This window comes from Thalassovita mangrovi (genome assembly GCF_009857745.1).
GTDB classification, from domain to species: Bacteria; Pseudomonadota; Alphaproteobacteria; order Rhodobacterales; family Rhodobacteraceae; genus Thalassobius; species Thalassobius mangrovi.
This window is the reverse complement of the sequence record NZ_WWEN01000007.1, coordinates 67977-84368: the sequence shown is the minus strand read 5'-3', so window position 1 is coordinate 84368 and position 16392 is coordinate 67977. Positions and strand designations below refer to the sequence as shown.

20 protein-coding genes are annotated in these 16392 nt (G+C 64.5%); 10 read left to right on the top strand and 10 right to left on the bottom strand.

All coding sequences use genetic code 11. The annotated features are described in order from the left end of the window. Positions 1–6: 6 nt before the first annotated feature. A complete protein-coding gene (locus GR167_RS15415; RefSeq protein WP_160974733.1) occupies positions 7–1134 on the top strand; it encodes an alpha-D-ribose 1-methylphosphonate 5-triphosphate diphosphatase in 1128 nt (375 codons plus the stop codon). A gap of 89 nt (positions 1135–1223) precedes the next feature. Here GR167_RS15415 and GR167_RS15410 read toward each other — a convergent pair whose 3' ends face one another. From GR167_RS15410 to GR167_RS15400, 3 genes are read right to left on the bottom strand one after another with little or no spacing between them, the layout of a single operon-like run. Further along, positions 1224–2291, bottom strand: coding sequence for a 5-(carboxyamino)imidazole ribonucleotide synthase (locus GR167_RS15410; RefSeq protein WP_160974611.1), 1068 nt, complete (start codon positions 2289–2291; stop codon positions 1224–1226). Continuing rightward, positions 2284–2772 carry a 5-(carboxyamino)imidazole ribonucleotide mutase gene (gene purE, locus GR167_RS15405; protein WP_160974610.1) on the bottom strand — a complete coding sequence of 163 codons (489 nt, stop codon included), beginning with the start codon at positions 2770–2772 and terminating at the stop codon, positions 2284–2286. Before purE ends, GR167_RS15410 begins: the two co-directional genes overlap by 8 nt. A gap of 56 nt (positions 2773–2828) precedes the next feature. Then, positions 2829–3053 carry a YdcH family protein gene (locus tag GR167_RS15400; RefSeq protein ID WP_160974609.1) on the bottom strand — a complete coding sequence of 75 codons (225 nt, stop codon included), beginning with the start codon at positions 3051–3053 and terminating at the stop codon, positions 2829–2831. Between the two features lie 160 nt (positions 3054–3213). Here GR167_RS15400 and GR167_RS15395 point away from each other — a divergent pair, with 160 nt between their 5' ends. From GR167_RS15395 to GR167_RS15385, 3 genes are all read left to right on the top strand, one after another. Further along, positions 3214–3627 carry an Hsp20 family protein gene (locus GR167_RS15395; protein WP_160974608.1) on the top strand — a complete coding sequence of 138 codons (414 nt, stop codon included), beginning with the start codon at positions 3214–3216 and terminating at the stop codon, positions 3625–3627. A 4-nt stretch (positions 3628–3631) separates the two neighbouring features. Next, a complete protein-coding gene (locus GR167_RS15390) occupies positions 3632–3862 on the top strand; it encodes a DUF1150 family protein (protein WP_160974607.1) in 231 nt (76 codons plus the stop codon). A 140-nt stretch (positions 3863–4002) separates the two neighbouring features. Beyond that, a complete protein-coding gene (locus GR167_RS15385; RefSeq protein ID WP_160974606.1) occupies positions 4003–4488 on the top strand; it encodes a cytochrome b in 486 nt (161 codons plus the stop codon). 76 nt (positions 4489–4564) lie between these two features. Here the strand turns inward: GR167_RS15385 and GR167_RS15380 are convergent, their stop codons facing one another. Then, on the bottom strand, positions 4565–6283 hold the full coding sequence (locus GR167_RS15380) for a bifunctional sulfate adenylyltransferase/adenylylsulfate kinase (RefSeq protein ID WP_160974605.1): 1719 nt from the start codon (positions 6281–6283) through the stop codon (positions 4565–4567). A gap of 282 nt (positions 6284–6565) precedes the next feature. Next, positions 6566–7507, bottom strand: coding sequence for a thioredoxin-disulfide reductase (gene trxB, locus GR167_RS15375; RefSeq protein ID WP_160974604.1), 942 nt, complete (start codon positions 7505–7507; stop codon positions 6566–6568). A 193-nt stretch (positions 7508–7700) separates the two neighbouring features. Between trxB and GR167_RS15370 the strand changes: the two genes are divergently transcribed. Beyond that, the gene (locus GR167_RS15370) at positions 7701–8201 is read left to right on the top strand and encodes an Lrp/AsnC family transcriptional regulator (RefSeq protein ID WP_160974603.1); all 501 of its coding nucleotides are present in this window, start codon (positions 7701–7703) and stop codon (positions 8199–8201) included. A gap of 30 nt (positions 8202–8231) precedes the next feature. Here the strand turns inward: GR167_RS15370 and GR167_RS15365 are convergent, their stop codons facing one another. From GR167_RS15365 to lgt, 4 genes are all read right to left on the bottom strand, one after another. After that, positions 8232–9002, bottom strand: a complete 771-nt coding sequence (locus tag GR167_RS15365; protein ID WP_160974602.1) for a Hint domain-containing protein — start codon at positions 9000–9002, stop codon at positions 8232–8234. A 729-nt stretch (positions 9003–9731) separates the two neighbouring features. Further along, the gene (pgeF, locus tag GR167_RS15360) at positions 9732–10487 is read right to left on the bottom strand and encodes a peptidoglycan editing factor PgeF (protein ID WP_160974601.1); all 756 of its coding nucleotides are present in this window, start codon (positions 10485–10487) and stop codon (positions 9732–9734) included. Further along, positions 10484–11542 carry a class I SAM-dependent methyltransferase gene (locus tag GR167_RS15355; protein WP_160974600.1) on the bottom strand — a complete coding sequence of 353 codons (1059 nt, stop codon included), beginning with the start codon at positions 11540–11542 and terminating at the stop codon, positions 10484–10486. Before GR167_RS15355 ends, pgeF begins: the two co-directional genes overlap by 4 nt. After that, the gene (gene lgt, locus GR167_RS15350; RefSeq protein ID WP_160974599.1) at positions 11539–12426 is read right to left on the bottom strand and encodes a prolipoprotein diacylglyceryl transferase; all 888 of its coding nucleotides are present in this window, start codon (positions 12424–12426) and stop codon (positions 11539–11541) included. Before lgt ends, GR167_RS15355 begins: the two co-directional genes overlap by 4 nt. A 95-nt stretch (positions 12427–12521) precedes the next feature. Between lgt and GR167_RS15345 the strand changes: the two genes are divergently transcribed. Next, the gene (locus GR167_RS15345; protein ID WP_160974598.1) at positions 12522–12767 is read left to right on the top strand and encodes an accessory factor UbiK family protein; all 246 of its coding nucleotides are present in this window, start codon (positions 12522–12524) and stop codon (positions 12765–12767) included. Between the two features lie 83 nt (positions 12768–12850). Here the strand turns inward: GR167_RS15345 and GR167_RS15340 are convergent, their stop codons facing one another. Next, the gene (locus GR167_RS15340; RefSeq protein WP_212769998.1) at positions 12851–13276 is read right to left on the bottom strand and encodes a c-type cytochrome; all 426 of its coding nucleotides are present in this window, start codon (positions 13274–13276) and stop codon (positions 12851–12853) included. A gap of 438 nt (positions 13277–13714) precedes the next feature. Between GR167_RS15340 and GR167_RS15335 the strand changes: the two genes are divergently transcribed. The 4 genes from GR167_RS15335 to GR167_RS15320 are packed head-to-tail and all read left to right on the top strand — an operon-like array spanning position 13715 to position 16363. After that, positions 13715–14215 (top strand): type III secretion system chaperone family protein, encoded by a 501-nt coding sequence (locus tag GR167_RS15335; RefSeq protein ID WP_160974597.1) that lies wholly within the window; start codon positions 13715–13717, stop codon positions 14213–14215. 42 nt (positions 14216–14257) lie between these two features. Further along, entirely contained in the window at positions 14258–15073 is an 816-nt protein-coding gene (gene proC, locus GR167_RS15330) for a pyrroline-5-carboxylate reductase (RefSeq protein WP_160974596.1), read from the top strand. Further along, positions 15066–15404, top strand: a complete 339-nt coding sequence (locus GR167_RS15325) for a tRNA-binding protein (protein WP_160974595.1) — start codon at positions 15066–15068, stop codon at positions 15402–15404. The genes proC and GR167_RS15325 overlap by 8 nt, the downstream gene beginning before the upstream one ends. Further along, entirely contained in the window at positions 15401–16363 is a 963-nt protein-coding gene (locus tag GR167_RS15320; RefSeq protein ID WP_268894245.1) for a 2-hydroxyacid dehydrogenase, read from the top strand. Before GR167_RS15325 ends, GR167_RS15320 begins: the two co-directional genes overlap by 4 nt. Positions 16364–16392: the final 29 nt, after the last annotated feature.

Genomic DNA, 16392 nt, shown 5'->3' with positions numbered 1-16392 from the left:
CCAGTGCTGGAGCTGACATTGAGCGGGGCGGAGGTTCTGCTGCCCGGCGGATTGCAGCGCGCGGATCTGGGCCTGTCGGGTGGGGTGCTGTGCGCGGGTGGGCCGGGGCGGCGGGTGGACCTGTCTGGGTTCCGGGTGCTGCCCGGCATCGTCGATCCTCATGGCGACGGGTTTGAACGCCACCTGGCGCCGCGCCGGGGCGCGATGAAGGACCTGGGTGCCGGTCTGATTTCGGCCGAGGCGGAGCTGGCGGCGAACGGCATCACCACCGCCTACTTGGCGCAGTTCTGGAGCTGGGAAGGCGGCATGCGCGGGCGCGATTTCGCGCTGCGCTTCCTGCGGGCGCTGCGCGAGTATCGGGGCACCGGCACCGATCTGCGCGCGCAGCTGCGCTTCGAGCTGTTCATGCTGGACGATTACGCCGCGTTCGAAGCGGCGGTGGCGGAATTCGGTGTACCCTACGTGGTGTTCAACGATCACCTGCCGCATGACGCGCTGATCAAGGGCAAGCGGCCGCCGCGGCTGACCGGGCAGGCGCTGAAGGGCGGCCGCAGCCCCGAGGCGCATCTGGCGCTGATGCGGTCGATGCATCTGCACATGGCGGGGGTCGCCCCGGCGGTGGCTGGGCTGGCGGCGCGGCTGGGCGCGGCGGGCGTATTGCTGGGCAGCCATGACGATAACACCGCCGGTCTGCGCCGGGCGTGGCACGCGCGCGGGGTGACGGTGTCGGAATTCCCCGAAACACAAGTGGCGGCAGCCGCCGCGCGCGCGGTGGCGGACCCGGTCGTGCTGGGTGCGCCCAACGTGGTGCGCGGCGGGTCGCATTCGGGCAATGCCAGCGCAGGCGATCTGATCCGGGGCGGGCTGTGCGATGCCCTGGCGTCGGATTACCACTACCCGGCACCGCGCCAGGCGGCTTTGATCCTGGCGCAGGAAATCGGGCTGGAACGGGCCTGGGGGCTGGTGTCGGCGGGCCCGGCGCGGCTGCTGGGGCTGGGCGACCGCGGCGTGCTGGAACCCGGCAAGCGGGCCGATTTGGTGGTGCTGGATGGCGAGGGGCGGATCGGCGCGACCGTGGCCGGGGGGCGGGTGACGCACCTGAGCGGCGAGGTGGCCGAGCGGTTTCTGGGCTGAGCGGGAGCGGCGGGTGCGGGACGCTCCGCGGGAGGTATTTGGGCCAAGATGAAGGCCGGGGCGCTGTTATGAGCCCCAGCCTTGCTTGATCAGGTCTTGATCCGGTTCACGTGGCCCATCTTGCGGCCGGGCTTGACCTCGGCCTTGCCGTAGAGGTGCAGCGCGGCGTTGGTTTCCTTGGCGATATGCGGAACGCGGTCCATGTCGTCGCCGATCAGGTTTTCCATCTGCACGTCGGCGTGACGCTTGGCGTCGCCCAGCGGCCAGCCCGCCACGGCGCGGATATGCTGTTCGAACTGGTCGACGGTGCAGCCATTCTGCGTCCAGTGGCCGGAATTGTGAACCCGGGGCGCGATTTCGTTGACGATCAGGCCCTCGGGCGTGACGAACAGTTCCACCCCCATCGTGCCGATGTAATGCAGCGTGTTGAGGATCTTGGCGGTCAGCAGCACCGCGTCGGTGCGCTGTGCGCTGGTCAGGTTGGCGGGCACGGTGGTGGTGCGCAGGATGCCGTCGCGATGGACGTTTTCGCCGGGATCGAAACAGGCGATTTCGCCGTCGGCGCCGCGGGTGCCGATCACCGACACTTCGTGGCTGAAATCGATGAAGCCTTCGAGGATCGCGGGCGCGCCGGCCATGTCGGCGAGCGCCTGTTCGGCGTCTTCGGGCGTCATGATCCGGGCCTGGCCCTTGCCGTCATACCCGAAGCGGCGGGTTTTCAGGATCGCGGGGGTGCCGATTTCGGCGATTGCCTCGGCCAGGTCCACTTCATCGTCCACGGCGGCGAAGGGGGCGGTTCTCAGGCCATGTTCGCTGAGGAAGGCCTTTTCGACCAGCCGGTCCTGCGATACCGCCAGCGTCCGGCGGTTGGGCCGGATCGGGCGCAGCTTTTCGAGGATGTCGAGCGCCGAGGTGGGGATGTTTTCGAATTCGTAGGTGATCACGTCCACGGTTTCGGCGAAGGCGGTCAGCGCCGCTTCGTCCTCGTAAGACGCGGTGGTCACCATATGGGCCACGTCGGCCGCGGGCGGGTTGGCGCCGGGCTCGAAAATATGGGTCTTCAGCCCGAGGCGGGAGGCCGCGACGGAGAGCATCCGGCCCAGCTGGCCGCCGCCCAGGATGCCAATCACGGCGCCGGTTTGCAAAACGTCAGTCATCGGAGGGCTCATCGGGAATGGAGGCGGACAGGGCGTCGCGCCAGTCGTCGAGGCGCTGTGCGATTGTGGCATCGGTATTTGCCAGGATCGCGGCGGCCATCAGGCCCGCGTTCTTGGCGCCCGCACCGCCGATCGCCATGGTGGCGACGGGGAAACCGCGCGGCATCTGCAGGATGGAATAGAGGCTGTCGACGCCGGAAAGCGCCTTGGTCTGCACCGGAACGCCGATCACCGGCACCCGGGTTTTGGACGCCATCATGCCGGGCAGGTGGGCGGCGCCGCCGGCGCCTGCGATGATCACCTGCAGGCCACGTTCGACGGCGGTCTTGCCATAGGTCCACAGCCGGTCCGGCGTGCGGTGGGCCGACACGATCTTGGCCTCGTAAGGGATGTTCAATTCGTCGAGAATATCGGCGGCTTCCTTCATGGTCGGCCAGTCCGACTGGCTGCCCATGATGATGCCCACTTTGACCTGTGCCATATATCGCCCCTTCAGCGCCCTGCCAGTGGAGCGCGCACTATAGCCAAGGCTGCGTCTTACGCAATGATATCCGGTGTCAGCCGGTCTTCGATCCGCGCGATCATATCCTTGAGCTGCAGCTTCTTCTTCTTCAGCCGCTGCAGCGTCAGCTGATCGGCGGTGCCGCGATCCACCAGGGCGGTGATCGCTTCGTCGAGATCGCGGTGTTCGCGGCGGAACACTTCCAACTCGACGCGCAGGACTTCGTCCGTTTTCATCGAAATGTCTGAAGAAGCGTTCATGGCCTTGATTCCGTCGATTCTGGGTTCCGTTAAGATACTGAAAAGCCGCAGTTTCGCAAAGGTCTTGCACAGCTATCGCGGGATGCCCATATTTCAGGGGCGGGTCGCCGCAACGGGGCCCTGATGACTTGGACTGTCGCTTGATCATAAGGACGTGTCGATGACAAAGCTTACCCTGGGGTCGCACCCCTATCTGCTGGGGTTCGATCAGCTGGAACGGTTGCTGGAACGCAACGCGAAATCCGGCAACGAAGGTTACCCGCCTTTCAATATCGAACAGACGTCGCAGAATTCCTATCGCATTACGCTGGCCGTGGCGGGTTTCGCCGAAGACGACCTGTCGATCACCGTCGAGGACCAGCAACTGGTCATCCGGGGCCGCCAGCGCGATGATTCCGAGGGGCGCGTTTTCCTGCATCGCGGTATCGCCGCGCGGCAGTTCCAGCGGTCCTTCGTGATGGCCGACGGGGTCGAGGTTGGCGAGGCGGTGATGGAAAACGGCCTGCTGCATGTCGACCTGACGCGGCACCAGCCCGAAGCGGTGGTGCAGACGATCAAGATCAGGAAAGGGTAACGCGATGGATGTGAAATACGATTTCGGACAAGGCGACGAAAATCAGATCGTTTACGTGCGCCCGGTGAAGGTCGCCGACCTGCCGCAGGACGTGCGCGACCAGGTCGGTTCGCGGGCCGAAACGCTTTACGCGGTGTGCAGCGAGGACGGCGAGCAGCTGGCGCTGGTGGGCGACCGCAAGCTGGCCTTCCTACTGGCGCGGCAGAACGATCTTGCGCCGGTGACGGTGCACTGAGCCCCGCGCCCGGGCGTTGACGCAAGGGCACCGGATGTGACCGGGCTTTGCGCCGACGGATCTTCGCTTTGGCCGCGTATCATGATTTTGTGAAATCGGGGTGTTAAGCCCCGGTCATGGTCAACAGACGGAGAATTCAAATGGCGCAGCCGGAAAAATACAGCAAGCTGCAGATCGCGTTGCATTGGGGCATCGCGGCCCTGTTGGTGGTCAGCTATTTCAGCGCCGACGCGATGGGCGAGGTGTGGCGCACGCTGATGCGCACGGGCGAGACCGAACCCACCGCGGCGGCGCGGGCGCATGTGCTGGTCGGCATCGCCATCCTGGCGCTGATGGCGCTGCGGGTGGTGGTTCGGATCGTGAAGGGCGCGCCGCCCGCGGTCGAGACCGGCAAGCCGCTGCAGGACATGGCGGCCAAGGGCATCCATATCGGGCTTTATGTCGGGCTGCTGGCGATCCCGGCGGCCGGGCTCGCGGCCTGGTTCGGCGGGGTGAAGGTTGCGGCCGAGGCGCATGAGGTGCTGTTCAATATCGGCATGATCCTGGTCATCGGGCACGTGGCGGCGGCGCTGCTGCATCAGTTCGTGCTGAAGGACAACCTGCTGGCGCGGATGCGGGTGAAGTAAGCCCGAGGGCCAGCCGATAGGACAAAGAAAAAGGCGCGCCACCTGGCGCGCCTTTCGTCATTCGTATGGGGCGTTATCAGCCCCAGTTGCCGGAAATCAGCCCCATCGATTCCAGCTTCAGCAGAACCTGGTGGGCGCAGTTATCGACATCGACATTTTCGGTTTCGACGCTCAGCTCGGGGTTCACCGGCACGTCATAGGGATCGGAGATGCCGGTGAATTCCTTGATCTTGCCTTCGCGCGCCAGCTTGTAGAGCCCCTTGCGGTCCCGGCGTTCGCATTCCTCGAGCGAGGTGGCGACATGCACTTCGACGAAGGCGCCGAACTGTTCGATGTCTTCGCGCACCGCGCGGCGGGTGGTGGCGTAGGGCGCGATCGGGGCGCAGATGGCGATACCGCCGTTCTTGGTGATTTCGCTGGCCACGTAGCCGATGCGGCGGATGTTCAGATCGCGGTGTTCCTTCGAGAAACCCAGTTCCGAGCTGAGGTTTTTGCGCACGATATCGCCATCGAGCAGGGTGACCGGACGGCCGCCCATTTCCATCAGCTTGACCATCAGCGCGTTGGCGATGGTCGATTTGCCCGAGCCCGAGAAGCCGGTGAAGAAGACGGTGAAGCCCTGCTGGCTGCGCGGCGGCTTGGTCTTGCGCAGTTCGGCCACCACTTCGGGGAAGGAGAACCATTCCGGGATTTCCAGCCCTTCGGCCAGGCGGCGGCGCAGTTCGGTGCCCGAGATGTTTAGGATGGTGACGTCATCCTTGTCTTCGATCTCGTCGTTGGGTTCGTACTGGGCGCGTTCCTGCACATAGACCATGTGTTTGAAGTCGACCATTTCGATGCCGATTTCTTCCTCGTGTTCGCGGAACAGGTCCTGCGCGTCATAGGCGCCGTAGAAATCTTCACCGGCCGAGTTCTTGCCCGGGCCTGCGTGGTCGCGGCCGACGATCATGTGGGTGCAGCCGTGGTTGGCGCGGATCAGCCCGTGCCACACCGCTTCGCGCGGGCCGGCCATCCGCATGGCGAGGTTCAGCAGGCTCATCGCGGTGGTGGCGGCCGGGTACTTGTCCAGCACCGCCTCGTAGCAGCGCACGCGGGTGAAGTGATCGACATCGCCCGGCTTGGTCATGCCGACCACCGGGTGGATCAGCAGGTTGGCCTGCGCTTCGCGGGCGGCGCGGAAGGTCAGTTCCTGGTGCGCGCGGTGCAGCGGGTTGCGGGTCTGGAACGCCACGATCTTGCGCCAGCCCATTTTGCGGAAATAGGCGCGCAGTTCGTTCGGCGTGTCGCGGCGGGCCTTGAAATCGTAATGGACCGGCTGCTGGATGCCGGTGACCGGGCCGCCCAGGTAAATCTTGCCCGCGGTGTGGTGCAGGTAGTTGACGGCCGGATGCGCGATGTCATCGGCGCCGAAGACCTTTTCGGCCTCGCGCGATTTGTTCGGTTCCCAGCGGTCGGTGACGGTCATGGTGCCCAGGATCACGCCTTCCTGGTCGCGCAGCGCGATGTCCTGACCGATTTCCAGGCCAGCGGCGAAGTCTTCGTTCACGTCCAGCGTGATCGGCATCGGCCACAGGGACCCGTCGGCCATGCGCATGTTTTCGACGACGCCGTTGTAGTCTTCTTCGCTCAGGAAGCCCTTGAGCGGGTTGAAGCCGCCGTTCATCAGCAGTTCGAGGTCGCAGATCTGGCGCGGGGTCAGGTCCCAGCTGGTCAGGTCGGCGGCTTCGACTTTCAGTTTCTGGGCGCTGTCATAGGAAACGTAAAGTTCGGGAATGGGGGCCAGATTGGGCAACATCGACTTAATGCCTTTTAACTATCTGCTCGTGCAGGACGGTTGCGGATTTCGCGGGCATCTAGGCTTTGACGCCCATGAAATGCAAGGGGGGAGGGGGCTGAGCCCAATATAAGAACGTTTTTGCAGCATTGCGGCGACAGGGAAGACCGGTTTGGGCAGATGCGGCAGAGGTGCGAACGAGGTTCGCCAACCGGGCGTCCCCGAGGAACAGGTTCAAGCCAGCCTGCGTAGGATTTCCCCCTCTGGGCAGAACCAGCGGGGGAAATCTGCGTGCAGTTTCGATTATTCCTGTTCGGCCAGCCAGCGTTCGGCGTCCAGCGCCGCCATGCAGCCCATCCCGGCGCTGGTCACGGCCTGGCGGTATTTGTGGTCGGTCAGGTCGCCCGCGGCGAAGATGCCCGGGACCGAGGTTTCGGTGCTGCCCGGTTTGACCTTCACGTAACCGCCATTGTGCAGTTCCAGCGTGTCCTTGACCAGTTCGCTGGCCGGGGCGTGGCCGATGGCGACGAAGACGCCCTTGCAGGGAATCTCGGTGATTTCGCCAGTGTTGACGTTCTTGGCGCGCACGGCGGTGACGCCCTTGGGATTGTCCTCGCCCACCACTTCGTCAAGCGTGTGGAACCACAGCGGTTCGATCTTTTCGTTCTTCAGCAGCCGGTCGACCAGGATCTTTTCGGCGCGCAGTTCATCACGGCGGTGGATCAGGGTCACCTTGGAGGCGAAGTTGGTCAGGAACAGCGCTTCTTCAACGGCGGTGTTGCCGCCGCCGATCACCACGATTTCCTGGCCGCGATAAAAGAACCCGTCACAGGTGGCGCAGGCCGAGACGCCGAAGCCCTTGAAGGCTTCTTCGCTGTCCAGGCCCAGCCACTTGGCGCGCGCGCCGGTAGCCAGGATCACCGCGTCGGCGGTGTAGATGGTGCCGCTGTCACCCTTGGCGGTGAACGGGCGCTTGGAGGTGTCCAGTTCGGTGATGATGTCGCCGACGATGTCACAGCCCATGGCGGTGGCGTGTTCCTGCATCTTCACCATCAGGTCGGGGCCCTGCACCTCGGTGAAGCCGGGATAGTTTTCGACCTCGGTGGTGGTGGTCAGCTGACCGCCCGGTTCGATGCCCTGCACCAGGATCGGCGACAGCATCGCGCGCGACGCATAGATGCCCGCGGTATAGCCGGCCGGGCCGGACCCGATGATCAGAACCTTGGTGTGACGTGTATCGGCCATGACAGGACCCTTTTTGCGAAATTCCAGAAGCTTTAACGCATATAGACGCCGCCGCGCGCCGGGAAAAGGTTTAGATGCGGAAATCAAAAAATGTGCAAAAACATGAAGAATTGGCAACGATATTGCGCGACCGCGAAATAAAGTTGCGCGCCGAACGGGCCGGGTATAAGACTTCGACCAAAGGAGAATTCGAATGCCAACGACGCGGCTTGATCCCATCGATCGGAAAATTCTGGCGGAACTTCAGGCCGATGGCCGGATGACCAATGTCGAGCTCGCCAAGCGGGTGGGCATTTCCGCGCCGCCCTGCTTGCGCCGGGTCCGGACGCTTGAGGAATCGGGCTATATCAGGGGCTATCACGCCGAGGTCGACGCCCGCGAGCTGGGGTTCGAGGTGCAGGTCTATGCCATGGTCGGGCTGCAGAGCCAGGCCGAATCCGACCTCAGCGCCTTCGAGGGCCTGTGCCGCGGCTGGCCCTTGGTCCGCGAATGCAACATGCTCAACGGCGAGGTCGATTTCATCCTGAAATGCGTGGCGCCGGACCTGAGCACCTTCCAGAGCTTCCTGACCGGTGAATTGCTGACCGCGCCCAACGTGGCCTCGGTCAAGACCAGCCTGGTCATCCGCAGCGCCAAGGATGAACCCGGCGTGCCCTTCGACGTGCTTGAGGAACGGCTGAACCGGTCGGCCTGACCGGTCCGTTCTTTCCCATCCTTTGCGCGATCAGATCGCGACCTGTTCCAGAATGCCGGCTTTCTGCCGCTCTGCATCGTGGAGCAGGGCGGGGCCGAAATCGCTCATCGTGTCGAGATGCGGGAACAGCGACAGGAACAGCCGCTGCATCTGCGGCCCCATGATTTCGGTCATGCCGGGGCGGGGGTGATAGGTCGCAATCGGCAGCCCGTTGGCCCGGATCGTCGCCTGCAGCGGCAGGCACAGGTGGAACACCTGCACCGGCGAAGGCGGCGAGGTCTGGATCACGCTGTCGCCATCGGCGAAGCGGCTGACCGGGACCAGGCCCTCGGCATTGCCCCGGCGCGGCATCCGCGCCGCCGGGCCCAGCACCAGGTCCGAGGTGGGGCGGGACATGCCGAAAGTGCCGGCCATCACCCGGGTCAACTGCGCCCGTTCGGGGTGGTCGGTCGGCGTGTTCGGGATGATGTTCATCATGCCGCGCCACAGCATCGGCAGCGGGCCGAATTCTTCGGTGTCGATCCGCATCCCGGGCTGCAGGTCCTCGATGGCGCAGGGGCCCTGGTCGGTCTGGATCAGGGTGCCGCGGGCGAAAGCCGAAAAGGCGGATTCGAACAGCTCGCTGGCCGGGGCGATGGCCGAATGGGAAGCCGGAGCATTGTCATGGTCCAGATACAGCACCTCATAGCGCCGCATCAGCGTGGTCTTGACCGGGGTGTTCGAGGTGAATTGATCCGCGACGGCCGCCTGATCGCGGTCACGAGCATACGGGGCCGAAGCCCAATGACGGGACGGGGGCAAAATTCTGTTCACTACTCACGCACTTTCGCTGCGTCGCATCCGCGCCGGCCCCCACCGACGACGACAGAGGGACTGTTTCCATTCCAACTGTTGACGTCAGGATAATGACCCTAGGCCCCGACGGTTGTCAAAAAAGGGACGACATTGGATGCGTTCGGCGCGGCAATCCAGGGTGCGGCAGGGGCTTTGTTTCCAAGTGGGGGACGCGGGTGCCACATTTCGATTCGGGCAGCGGCGCGGGGGGGATAAAAACAGAAGGGACCGCTACGGGGGGCAGCGGTCCCTTAACTGGCACTCACGTTCCAACTGGTTAAAAAGCTACTCGGCGTGAGCGGGCCAAGATCGTATCGGTTCAGGCGCTGCGACGCTGCGCTTCGGCTTTGACGCTTTTCTTGCGGGCCCAGGGCAGGGCGGGCATTTCGGTCTTGGACGTTGCGATGACCGATTTCATCCAGCGTTTTTGCGGCTTCATAATCAATTCCTACTCGTTGTGCCTGAACGTGTCGTTTGATCCGAATATGGCGGTCCAATGCGGCCATGATTGGGCGGTGCATGCGGCAATTGCGGCAATTCGGTGAAATCCGCCCTTTTTGGAGTTATTGTTGACGGAATTTTGCAAGCTATTGAAATTGTTGGAATGTGCGGGCGCGCGTCTGTCTGGGCTGTCCCGGAATAGGGCAGGCTTGCGGCTGGTTCGGCCCCGCTGGTGTTGCGGCGGGGCAGGGTGGCTTACAGCAGAATCGAGGAAATCAGCCGCCCGTAATCCGCTTCGCCCTCATGGGTGGCGCGGCGGAAGGAATAGAACCGGGCCGGATCGGAATAGGTGCAGTGGCGAATCCATTCGGCTTCGCCCACGCCTGCGCGGCGCAGCCGGTGCAGTCCGAACCCGGGCAGGTCGAACAGGTAGCGGTCGCCGTTCCCATTGGAGAAGAAGCGCGTATTCGACGGATCGTCGGCGATGAAATCGTCGAGGAATTCCGGGCCGACCTCATAGGCGCGCTGGCTGATCGTCGGGCCGATCGCGGCGACGATATCGGCACGCTTCGCGCCAAGCGCTTCCATCGCGTCGAGCGTGGCCTCCAGGATGCCGTCGATCGCGCCGCGCCACCCGGCATGGGCGGCGCCGATGACGCCGGCCTTGCGGTCGGCGAACAGCACCGGCTGGCAATCGGCGGTCAGCACCGACAGGGCCAGGCCGGGCGTGGCGGTGACGATGGCGTCGGCTTCGGGCCGGTCGGTGATCGGGGCGTCGGCGGTGACGACGGTGGCCGAATGGGTCTGATGCACGGTGACCAGATGGGTCAGCGGCACGCCCATCGCGCTCGCCACGCGGGTCCGGTTGATTTCGACGATTTCGGCCTGGTCCGACGATCCCTGACCGCAATTCAGCCCGGCGAACACGCCCGAGGACGCGCCGCCCTTGCGGGTGAAGAAGCCGTGTTTGACGTCGGTCAGAAGGTCTGAGGTCAGGATTTCCAGGGTCATGCGTCCAGTCCCGGCGGGGGCGTTTTCGATTTCGGATAGAGGCCGATTACCTTGAAGACCGTCCCCATTTCCTGTGGGTGCGTCAAGCGCCGATGTGCGGCGATCAGGTTTTCCAGCGCCGCTCCTTGCAGGCGCGATGCCAGAGCCTGCGCCCGCGCGGTGATGCCCAGCCGTTCCAGGAACACGCCCTGCGCGGTTAGTTTGCTGTGGGCCGACGGGGTGGCCAGCGCCAGCGCTTCGAAATCCACATGGGCGGTCAGGTCGGATTGGCCGGGGGCGGCCAGCGGATCGATGCTGTCATGCGCCTTGACCGCCTGCAGCGTGTCGCCCTGCGAACGCCAGTCGCCATAGTCGAAGATCAGCGCCGCGCCGCCGTGGGTTTCGATCCGCCGCCCGATTTCGGCGGCCAGTCCCGGGGCGGCGGGGCAGATTTCCACCAGGTCGCCGTCCTTGGTGTCGTCCAGCCGGTAGCGCAACGCCTCGACCGGCGCCGCGCCGCCAAGGGCGAAGCCCAGTTGGCCATCCTCTGCCACCACCCGCTTTTCGCGCCATCCGGCGCCGTCGCGGACGAATTGCCGGATCGGCAGCGCGTCGAAGAATTCGTTGGCGACGAAGAACAGCGGCAGTTCGGGCAGGTCGGCGATGCTGTCGAGCCAGGTCACTTCACGGCCGATGGTTTCGCGCTGCTTGTCGCGCAGCACCGGCGAGGCTTCGATCAGGTGCAATTGCATCGCGTCGTGAAACCCCGCCACCGAATGGGTGGCGCGCAGGATGTCGGCCATCAGCGTGCCGCGCCCCGGCCCGGCCTCGGCCAGCACGAAGGGCGCCGGTTGGCCCTGATCGATCCAGGCCTGCGCCAGCGACAGCCCCACCAGTTCGCCGAACATCTGGCTGATTTCCGGCGCGGTGGTGAAATCGCCCGCCGCGCCCAGCGGGTCGCGGGTGGTGTAATAGCCAAGCGTCGGATGCAGCAGGCAATCGGCCATGTAATCGGCAACGCTCATCGGGCCGCTGGTGGCGATCCGCGCCAGCAGATGGTCGCGCATATCGCTCATCCGGCGCGCCTGCGGGCGTATGCCACGATGAGCAACCCGAGGAACAGCATCGGCAGCGACAGCAATTGCCCCATGGTGACCCCGGCCGGACCCAGTTGCAGGACGTACCCCATCGGGTTGTCCACCGTGATGAACTGATCGTCGGCCTGGCGGAAGAATTCGACGATGAAACGGGCCACACCATAGCCCGCGATGAACAGGCCCATGATCTGCCCCGGCACCTTCAGCCCGCCGCGGCGGAAGGCCAGCCAGAGCAGCAGCGTGCCCAGCACCAGCCCTTCCAGCGCTGCCTCGTACAGTTGCGAGGGATGGCGTGCGCAGATGCCGATGACGCCTTCACAGGTCTGCGCCGAGGCGCCGGGGAAGGCCACGCCCCAGGGAAGGTCGGTCGGGCGGCCCCAGAGTTCCGCATTGATGAAATTGGCGATCCGGCCCAGCATCAGCCCCGTCGGCACCGCCAGCGCCAGTGAATCGCCCAGCGACAGGCGCGGCACCTTGAACCGCGCGGCAAAGATCAGCGCCACGATCACGACGCCGAGGAAACCGCCGTGAAACGACATGCCGCCCTGCCAGACCATCAGGATTTCCTGCGGGTGGCGCAGGTAATAGACCGGCTTGTAGAACATCACATAGCCCAGCCGCCCGCCGAGGATCACCCCGACGATGATCCAGCTCAGCAATTCCTCGACCTGCTGCGGCGTCATCGGCGAGGTGTCGCCGGGCCAGAGCCTGGGCCGTTTGACGGCGGCCACGATCAGCCGCCAGCCGATCAGGATGCCCGCGATATAGGCCAGCGCGTACCAGCGCAGCGCAAATTCGACGCCGAACAACGTGATGGTGAAAATCTCGGGCGAGATATTGGGGAAGGGGATCATGGCCTGCATGTGCGTCTGTGTGCCTCTGGCGGAAAGGGGAAGTCAACCTTGTGGCCGACCGCTTTCCGTTCCATATAGGGGACAAGTGAAGATTGGAGAGCCAGATGCAGACGCGAAACAAATTTTTCGACGACATGTCGCAGCTGATGACCAACGCGATGGGCGTGGCCCAGGGCGCCAAGGACGAAGCGGAAAACGCGATGAAAAGCCTGGTCGACCGCTGGCTGGCCGATCGCGATTTCGTCACCCGCGAAGAATTCGAAGCCGTCCGCGCCATGGCGCAGAAGGCGCGGGAAGAAAACGAAGCGCTGAAATCGCGGATCGAGGCGCTGGAAGCGGCGGCGAAGTAAGCCGCCAGCGACACAGGTATTGCGAGGGCGCGCGGGCCGATGGGTCGCGCGCCTTCTTGCTTTTTGGGGCTATGATCGGCGGCTCACTTGGCCTGCATGGTGGCGAGATAGTCGATCAGCGCCAGAATCCGGGTACGCACATAGACCTCGGTGTCATCGGGCGAAAAATCGCCCTCGGGGTCGTTTTCGACCCGTTGCCGGTAGCGATTGCCCCACAGTGGCATGTCGCGGCCATGCACATCGACCTGGGCGCTGCCGTCGATCACCGCATAGACATTGGCGAAGGGAAATACGCCGTCATTGTTTTTCTGCAGCATCGTCAGATCCGGCGGCAGGTTGCGCAGGAAGGCGGTGACCGGTCCTTGCCCCTTGGCGTCCGGGCCGTGGCATTGCGCGCAACTGTTGTTGTATTCGAATTCGCCGAGCGACATGTCAGCGGCGCTTGCCGCACCCGCCATGCCGACGCCGACCGAAAGCAGCGCGATCCATTGCATAAATTTCTTTTCCATATTTCCTCTCCCAATAGCTGCGTGCGCGTTCTTGGGTGGTGAGAAATCGCGGCCCCTCCCGGCCGCTACCGGCCCTCAGCACGCATGGTTTTCCTTACCTCGGGCGCGTTTGGTTGACCTTGCGTCATGTCAAGGCGGGGCCGGTAAAGCCGTTGGCGAGAGATTCGCGGATGGCCCTGAGAGGACGGGGAATTCGCCGTATCCAGGGGGTGGAAGGCGGGTATTCCGCGCGATGGGGTTGTGCCTCAATATTCGGCAGACAGACGCAAAGCATCCACAACTTATTGCGGTTATCCCCAAAATTTAGCTTTACAGCTAACCTTTTGAAGCCCACCATATCTAGTAAGGACGGGCGCAAAGTCCCCGACCCTTAGAGCAGGCAACAAGCGCTTGGGGGCGCTGCCACGCCCCGGAGCCAGTCAGAAAAGAGGTGGCGTCATGGCATTGTCTGAGCAGTTCATGCAAGAAGATCTTCACCCCATCGACCTCGTCGAATACATCGCCGAGCATCATCAGTGGGATTTCGACCGGATCGGCGAAGATCAGATCGCCATGGCGGTCGAAGGCCAGTGGCGCACCTATACCCTGACCCTGGCCTGGTCGGCCTATGACGAAACCCTGCGGCTGATCTGCACCTTCGAAATGGAACCGCCGCGGGAACGTATCCCGGCGATCTACGAGGCGCTGAACGCGATCAACGATCAGTGCTGGGCCGGGTCCTTCACCTTCTGGGCGCAGCAGAACCTGATGGTTTACCGCTATGGCCTGGTGCTGGCGGGCGGGCAGGAAGCCTGCGCCGATCAGATCGACACCATGATCAACGCCGCGGTGCTGAGCGCCGAACGCTACTACCCGGCGCTGCAGCTGGTGGTCTGGGGCGGGCGCGACACAGAGGACGCGATGCAGGTCGCCATTGCAGAGGCCTACGGCCGCGCGTAAACCTTCCCCCCAAACCGGAATGAACGGGCAAGGGGGTATGTCATGGATATGGATCACGTCGCCGGCAAGGGGCTGGTGCTGCTGGGCTGCGGCAAGATGGGGTCGGCGATGCTGGCCGGGTGGCTGAAGCAGGGATTGCCGGCCACATCGGTCTGGGTGATCGACCCGAACCCGTCCGACTGGCTGCAATCGACCGGCGTGCGGATCAACGCCGATCTGCCCGAAGCCCCCGCCGTTGTGCTGGTCGCGGTCAAGCCGCAGATGATGGGCGATGCCTTGCCGGTGCTGACGGCGATGGGCAATGGCGAAACGGTGTTCGTGTCGGTCGCCGCGGGCACCCCGATTGCGAAGTTCGAAGAGGTGCTGGGCGATCAGACCCCGATCGTGCGGGCGATGCCCAACACGCCCGCCGCCGTGGGCCGGGGCATCACCGCGATCATCGGCAATACGCATGTGTCCGGTGCCGCGCTCGACATGGCCGAGGGGCTGCTTTCCGCGGTCGGCCAGGTGGTGCGGCTGGAACGCGAAGACCAGATGGATGCCGTCACCGGCGTGTCCGGGTCGGGCCCGGCTTATGTGTTCCACCTGATCGAAACGCTGGCCGCCGCCGGTGAGGCGCAGGGCCTGCCCGCCGATCTGGCGATGCAGCTCGCCAAGGCCACCGTTGCGGGCGCCGGGGCGCTGGCCGAACAGGCCGAGGAGGACCCGGCGCAGCTGCGCATCAACGTGACCAGCCCCAACGGTACCACCCAGGCCGCGCTTGAAGTGCTGATGGACGCGGAAACCGGATTCCCGGCGCTGCTGCAACGCGCGGTGAAGGCGGCCACCGACCGGTCGAAGGAGCTCGCCAATGGCTGAGATCGACTTCGACGACTTCATGAAGGTCGATGTCCGGGTCGGCCGCGTGACCCGCGCCGAACCCTATCCCGAGGCGCGCAAGCCCGCGATCAAGATGTGGATCGATTTCGGAGGTGAGATCGGCGAGAAGAAGACCTCGGCCCAGGTGACGGCGCATTACACGCCCGAAAGCCTGACCGGCAAGCAGGTGATGGCGGTGGTCAATTTCCCGCCGCGCCAGATCGGCAAGTTCATGTCCGAGGTCCTGGTGCTGGGCCTGCCCGACGCCAATGGCGACATCGTGCTGCTGTCGCCCGATCAGGACGTCCCCCTGGGCGGGAGGATGCATTGAGCCGCAAGACCCCCCGTGTGCTGATCGCCCGCCCGATGCCCGCCGACGTGGTGGAACGGGCCGAAACCCTGTTCGACGTCGAACACCGCGCCAGCAACCTGCCGATGAGCGCGGCCGAGATGCGCTCGGCCCTGGCGCTTTATGACGGGATTATGCCGTCGCTGGGGGATAGGTTTTCGAACGAAATCTTTGCCGAATTCGGCCGCCCGCGCTGCCGGGTGCTGGCCAATTTCGGGGTCGGTGTCGATCACATCGATATCGAGGCCGCGCGCAATCACGGCGTGACGGTGACCAACACGCCCGGCGCGGTGACCGACGCCACTGCCGATATCGCCATGACGCTGATCCTGATGAGCGCCCGGCGCGCCGGGGAAGGTGAAAGGCTGGTGCGTTCGGGGCAGTGGCAGGGCTGGCACCCGACCCAGATGCTGGGGCTGCATGTCACCGGCAAGACGGTGGGCATCATCGGCATGGGCCGGATCGGTCAGGCCATCGCGCGGCGCTGTCATTTCGGTTTCGGGATGGAGGTGCTCTATGCCAACCGGTCAGAAAAGGCGATGGATTTCCCCGCCCGGCAGGTGAGCCTGGAAGAGCTGGCGCGGCAATCCGATTTCATCGTCCTCGCGGTGCCCGGCGGGCCGGAAACCATGTATCTGGTCGGGTCCGATTTCCTGTCCGGCATGCAGGCCCACGCCCATCTGATCAACATTTCCCGCGGCAACGTGGTGGATGAAAGCGCGCTGATCGACGCGCTGCGGGAAAACCGGATCGGCGGCGCGGGGCTCGATGTCTACGAATTCGAACCCGAGGTGCCCGAGGCGCTGCGGCAATTGGACAATGTCACGCTGCTGCCGCATCTGGGCACGGCGGCGCTGGAAGTGCGCACCGGTATGGGGATGATGGCGCTGGACAACCTGCAGGCGTTCTTCGCCGGGGAAAGGCCGCCGAACGCGCTTTGAGCGGCCCGCCTTCCCTTGGGGCAAGGGTT

Bases quoted from the DNA above. Each gene is read 5' to 3' on its own strand.
- GR167_RS15325 (WP_160974595.1), top strand. From the start codon at position 15,066: ATGGCTGAGATCGACTTCGACGACTTCATGAAGGTCGATGTCCGGGTC.
- lgt (WP_160974599.1), bottom strand. From the start codon at position 12,426: ATGCAGGCCATGATCCCCTTCCCCAATATCTCGCCCGAGATTTTCACC.
- GR167_RS15380 (WP_160974605.1), bottom strand. From the start codon at position 6,283: ATGTTGCCCAATCTGGCCCCCATTCCCGAACTTTACGTTTCCTATGAC.
- trxB (WP_160974604.1), bottom strand. From the start codon at position 7,507: ATGGCCGATACACGTCACACCAAGGTTCTGATCATCGGGTCCGGCCCG.
- purE (WP_160974610.1), bottom strand. From the start codon at position 2,772: ATGGCACAGGTCAAAGTGGGCATCATCATGGGCAGCCAGTCGGACTGG.
- GR167_RS15370 (WP_160974603.1), top strand. From the start codon at position 7,701: ATGCCAACGACGCGGCTTGATCCCATCGATCGGAAAATTCTGGCGGAA.
- GR167_RS15355 (WP_160974600.1), bottom strand. From the start codon at position 11,542: ATGAGCGATATGCGCGACCATCTGCTGGCGCGGATCGCCACCAGCGGC.
- GR167_RS15395 (WP_160974608.1), top strand. From the start codon at position 3,214: ATGACAAAGCTTACCCTGGGGTCGCACCCCTATCTGCTGGGGTTCGAT.
- GR167_RS15400 (WP_160974609.1), bottom strand. From the start codon at position 3,053: ATGAACGCTTCTTCAGACATTTCGATGAAAACGGACGAAGTCCTGCGC.
- GR167_RS15410 (WP_160974611.1), bottom strand. From the start codon at position 2,291: ATGACTGACGTTTTGCAAACCGGCGCCGTGATTGGCATCCTGGGCGGC.
- GR167_RS15390 (WP_160974607.1), top strand. From the start codon at position 3,632: ATGGATGTGAAATACGATTTCGGACAAGGCGACGAAAATCAGATCGTT.
- GR167_RS15340 (WP_212769998.1), bottom strand. From the start codon at position 13,276: ATGGAAAAGAAATTTATGCAATGGATCGCGCTGCTTTCGGTCGGCGTC.
- GR167_RS15385 (WP_160974606.1), top strand. From the start codon at position 4,003: ATGGCGCAGCCGGAAAAATACAGCAAGCTGCAGATCGCGTTGCATTGG.
- GR167_RS15345 (WP_160974598.1), top strand. From the start codon at position 12,522: ATGCAGACGCGAAACAAATTTTTCGACGACATGTCGCAGCTGATGACC.
- proC (WP_160974596.1), top strand. From the start codon at position 14,258: ATGGATATGGATCACGTCGCCGGCAAGGGGCTGGTGCTGCTGGGCTGC.
- GR167_RS15335 (WP_160974597.1), top strand. From the start codon at position 13,715: ATGGCATTGTCTGAGCAGTTCATGCAAGAAGATCTTCACCCCATCGAC.
- pgeF (WP_160974601.1), bottom strand. From the start codon at position 10,487: ATGACCCTGGAAATCCTGACCTCAGACCTTCTGACCGACGTCAAACAC.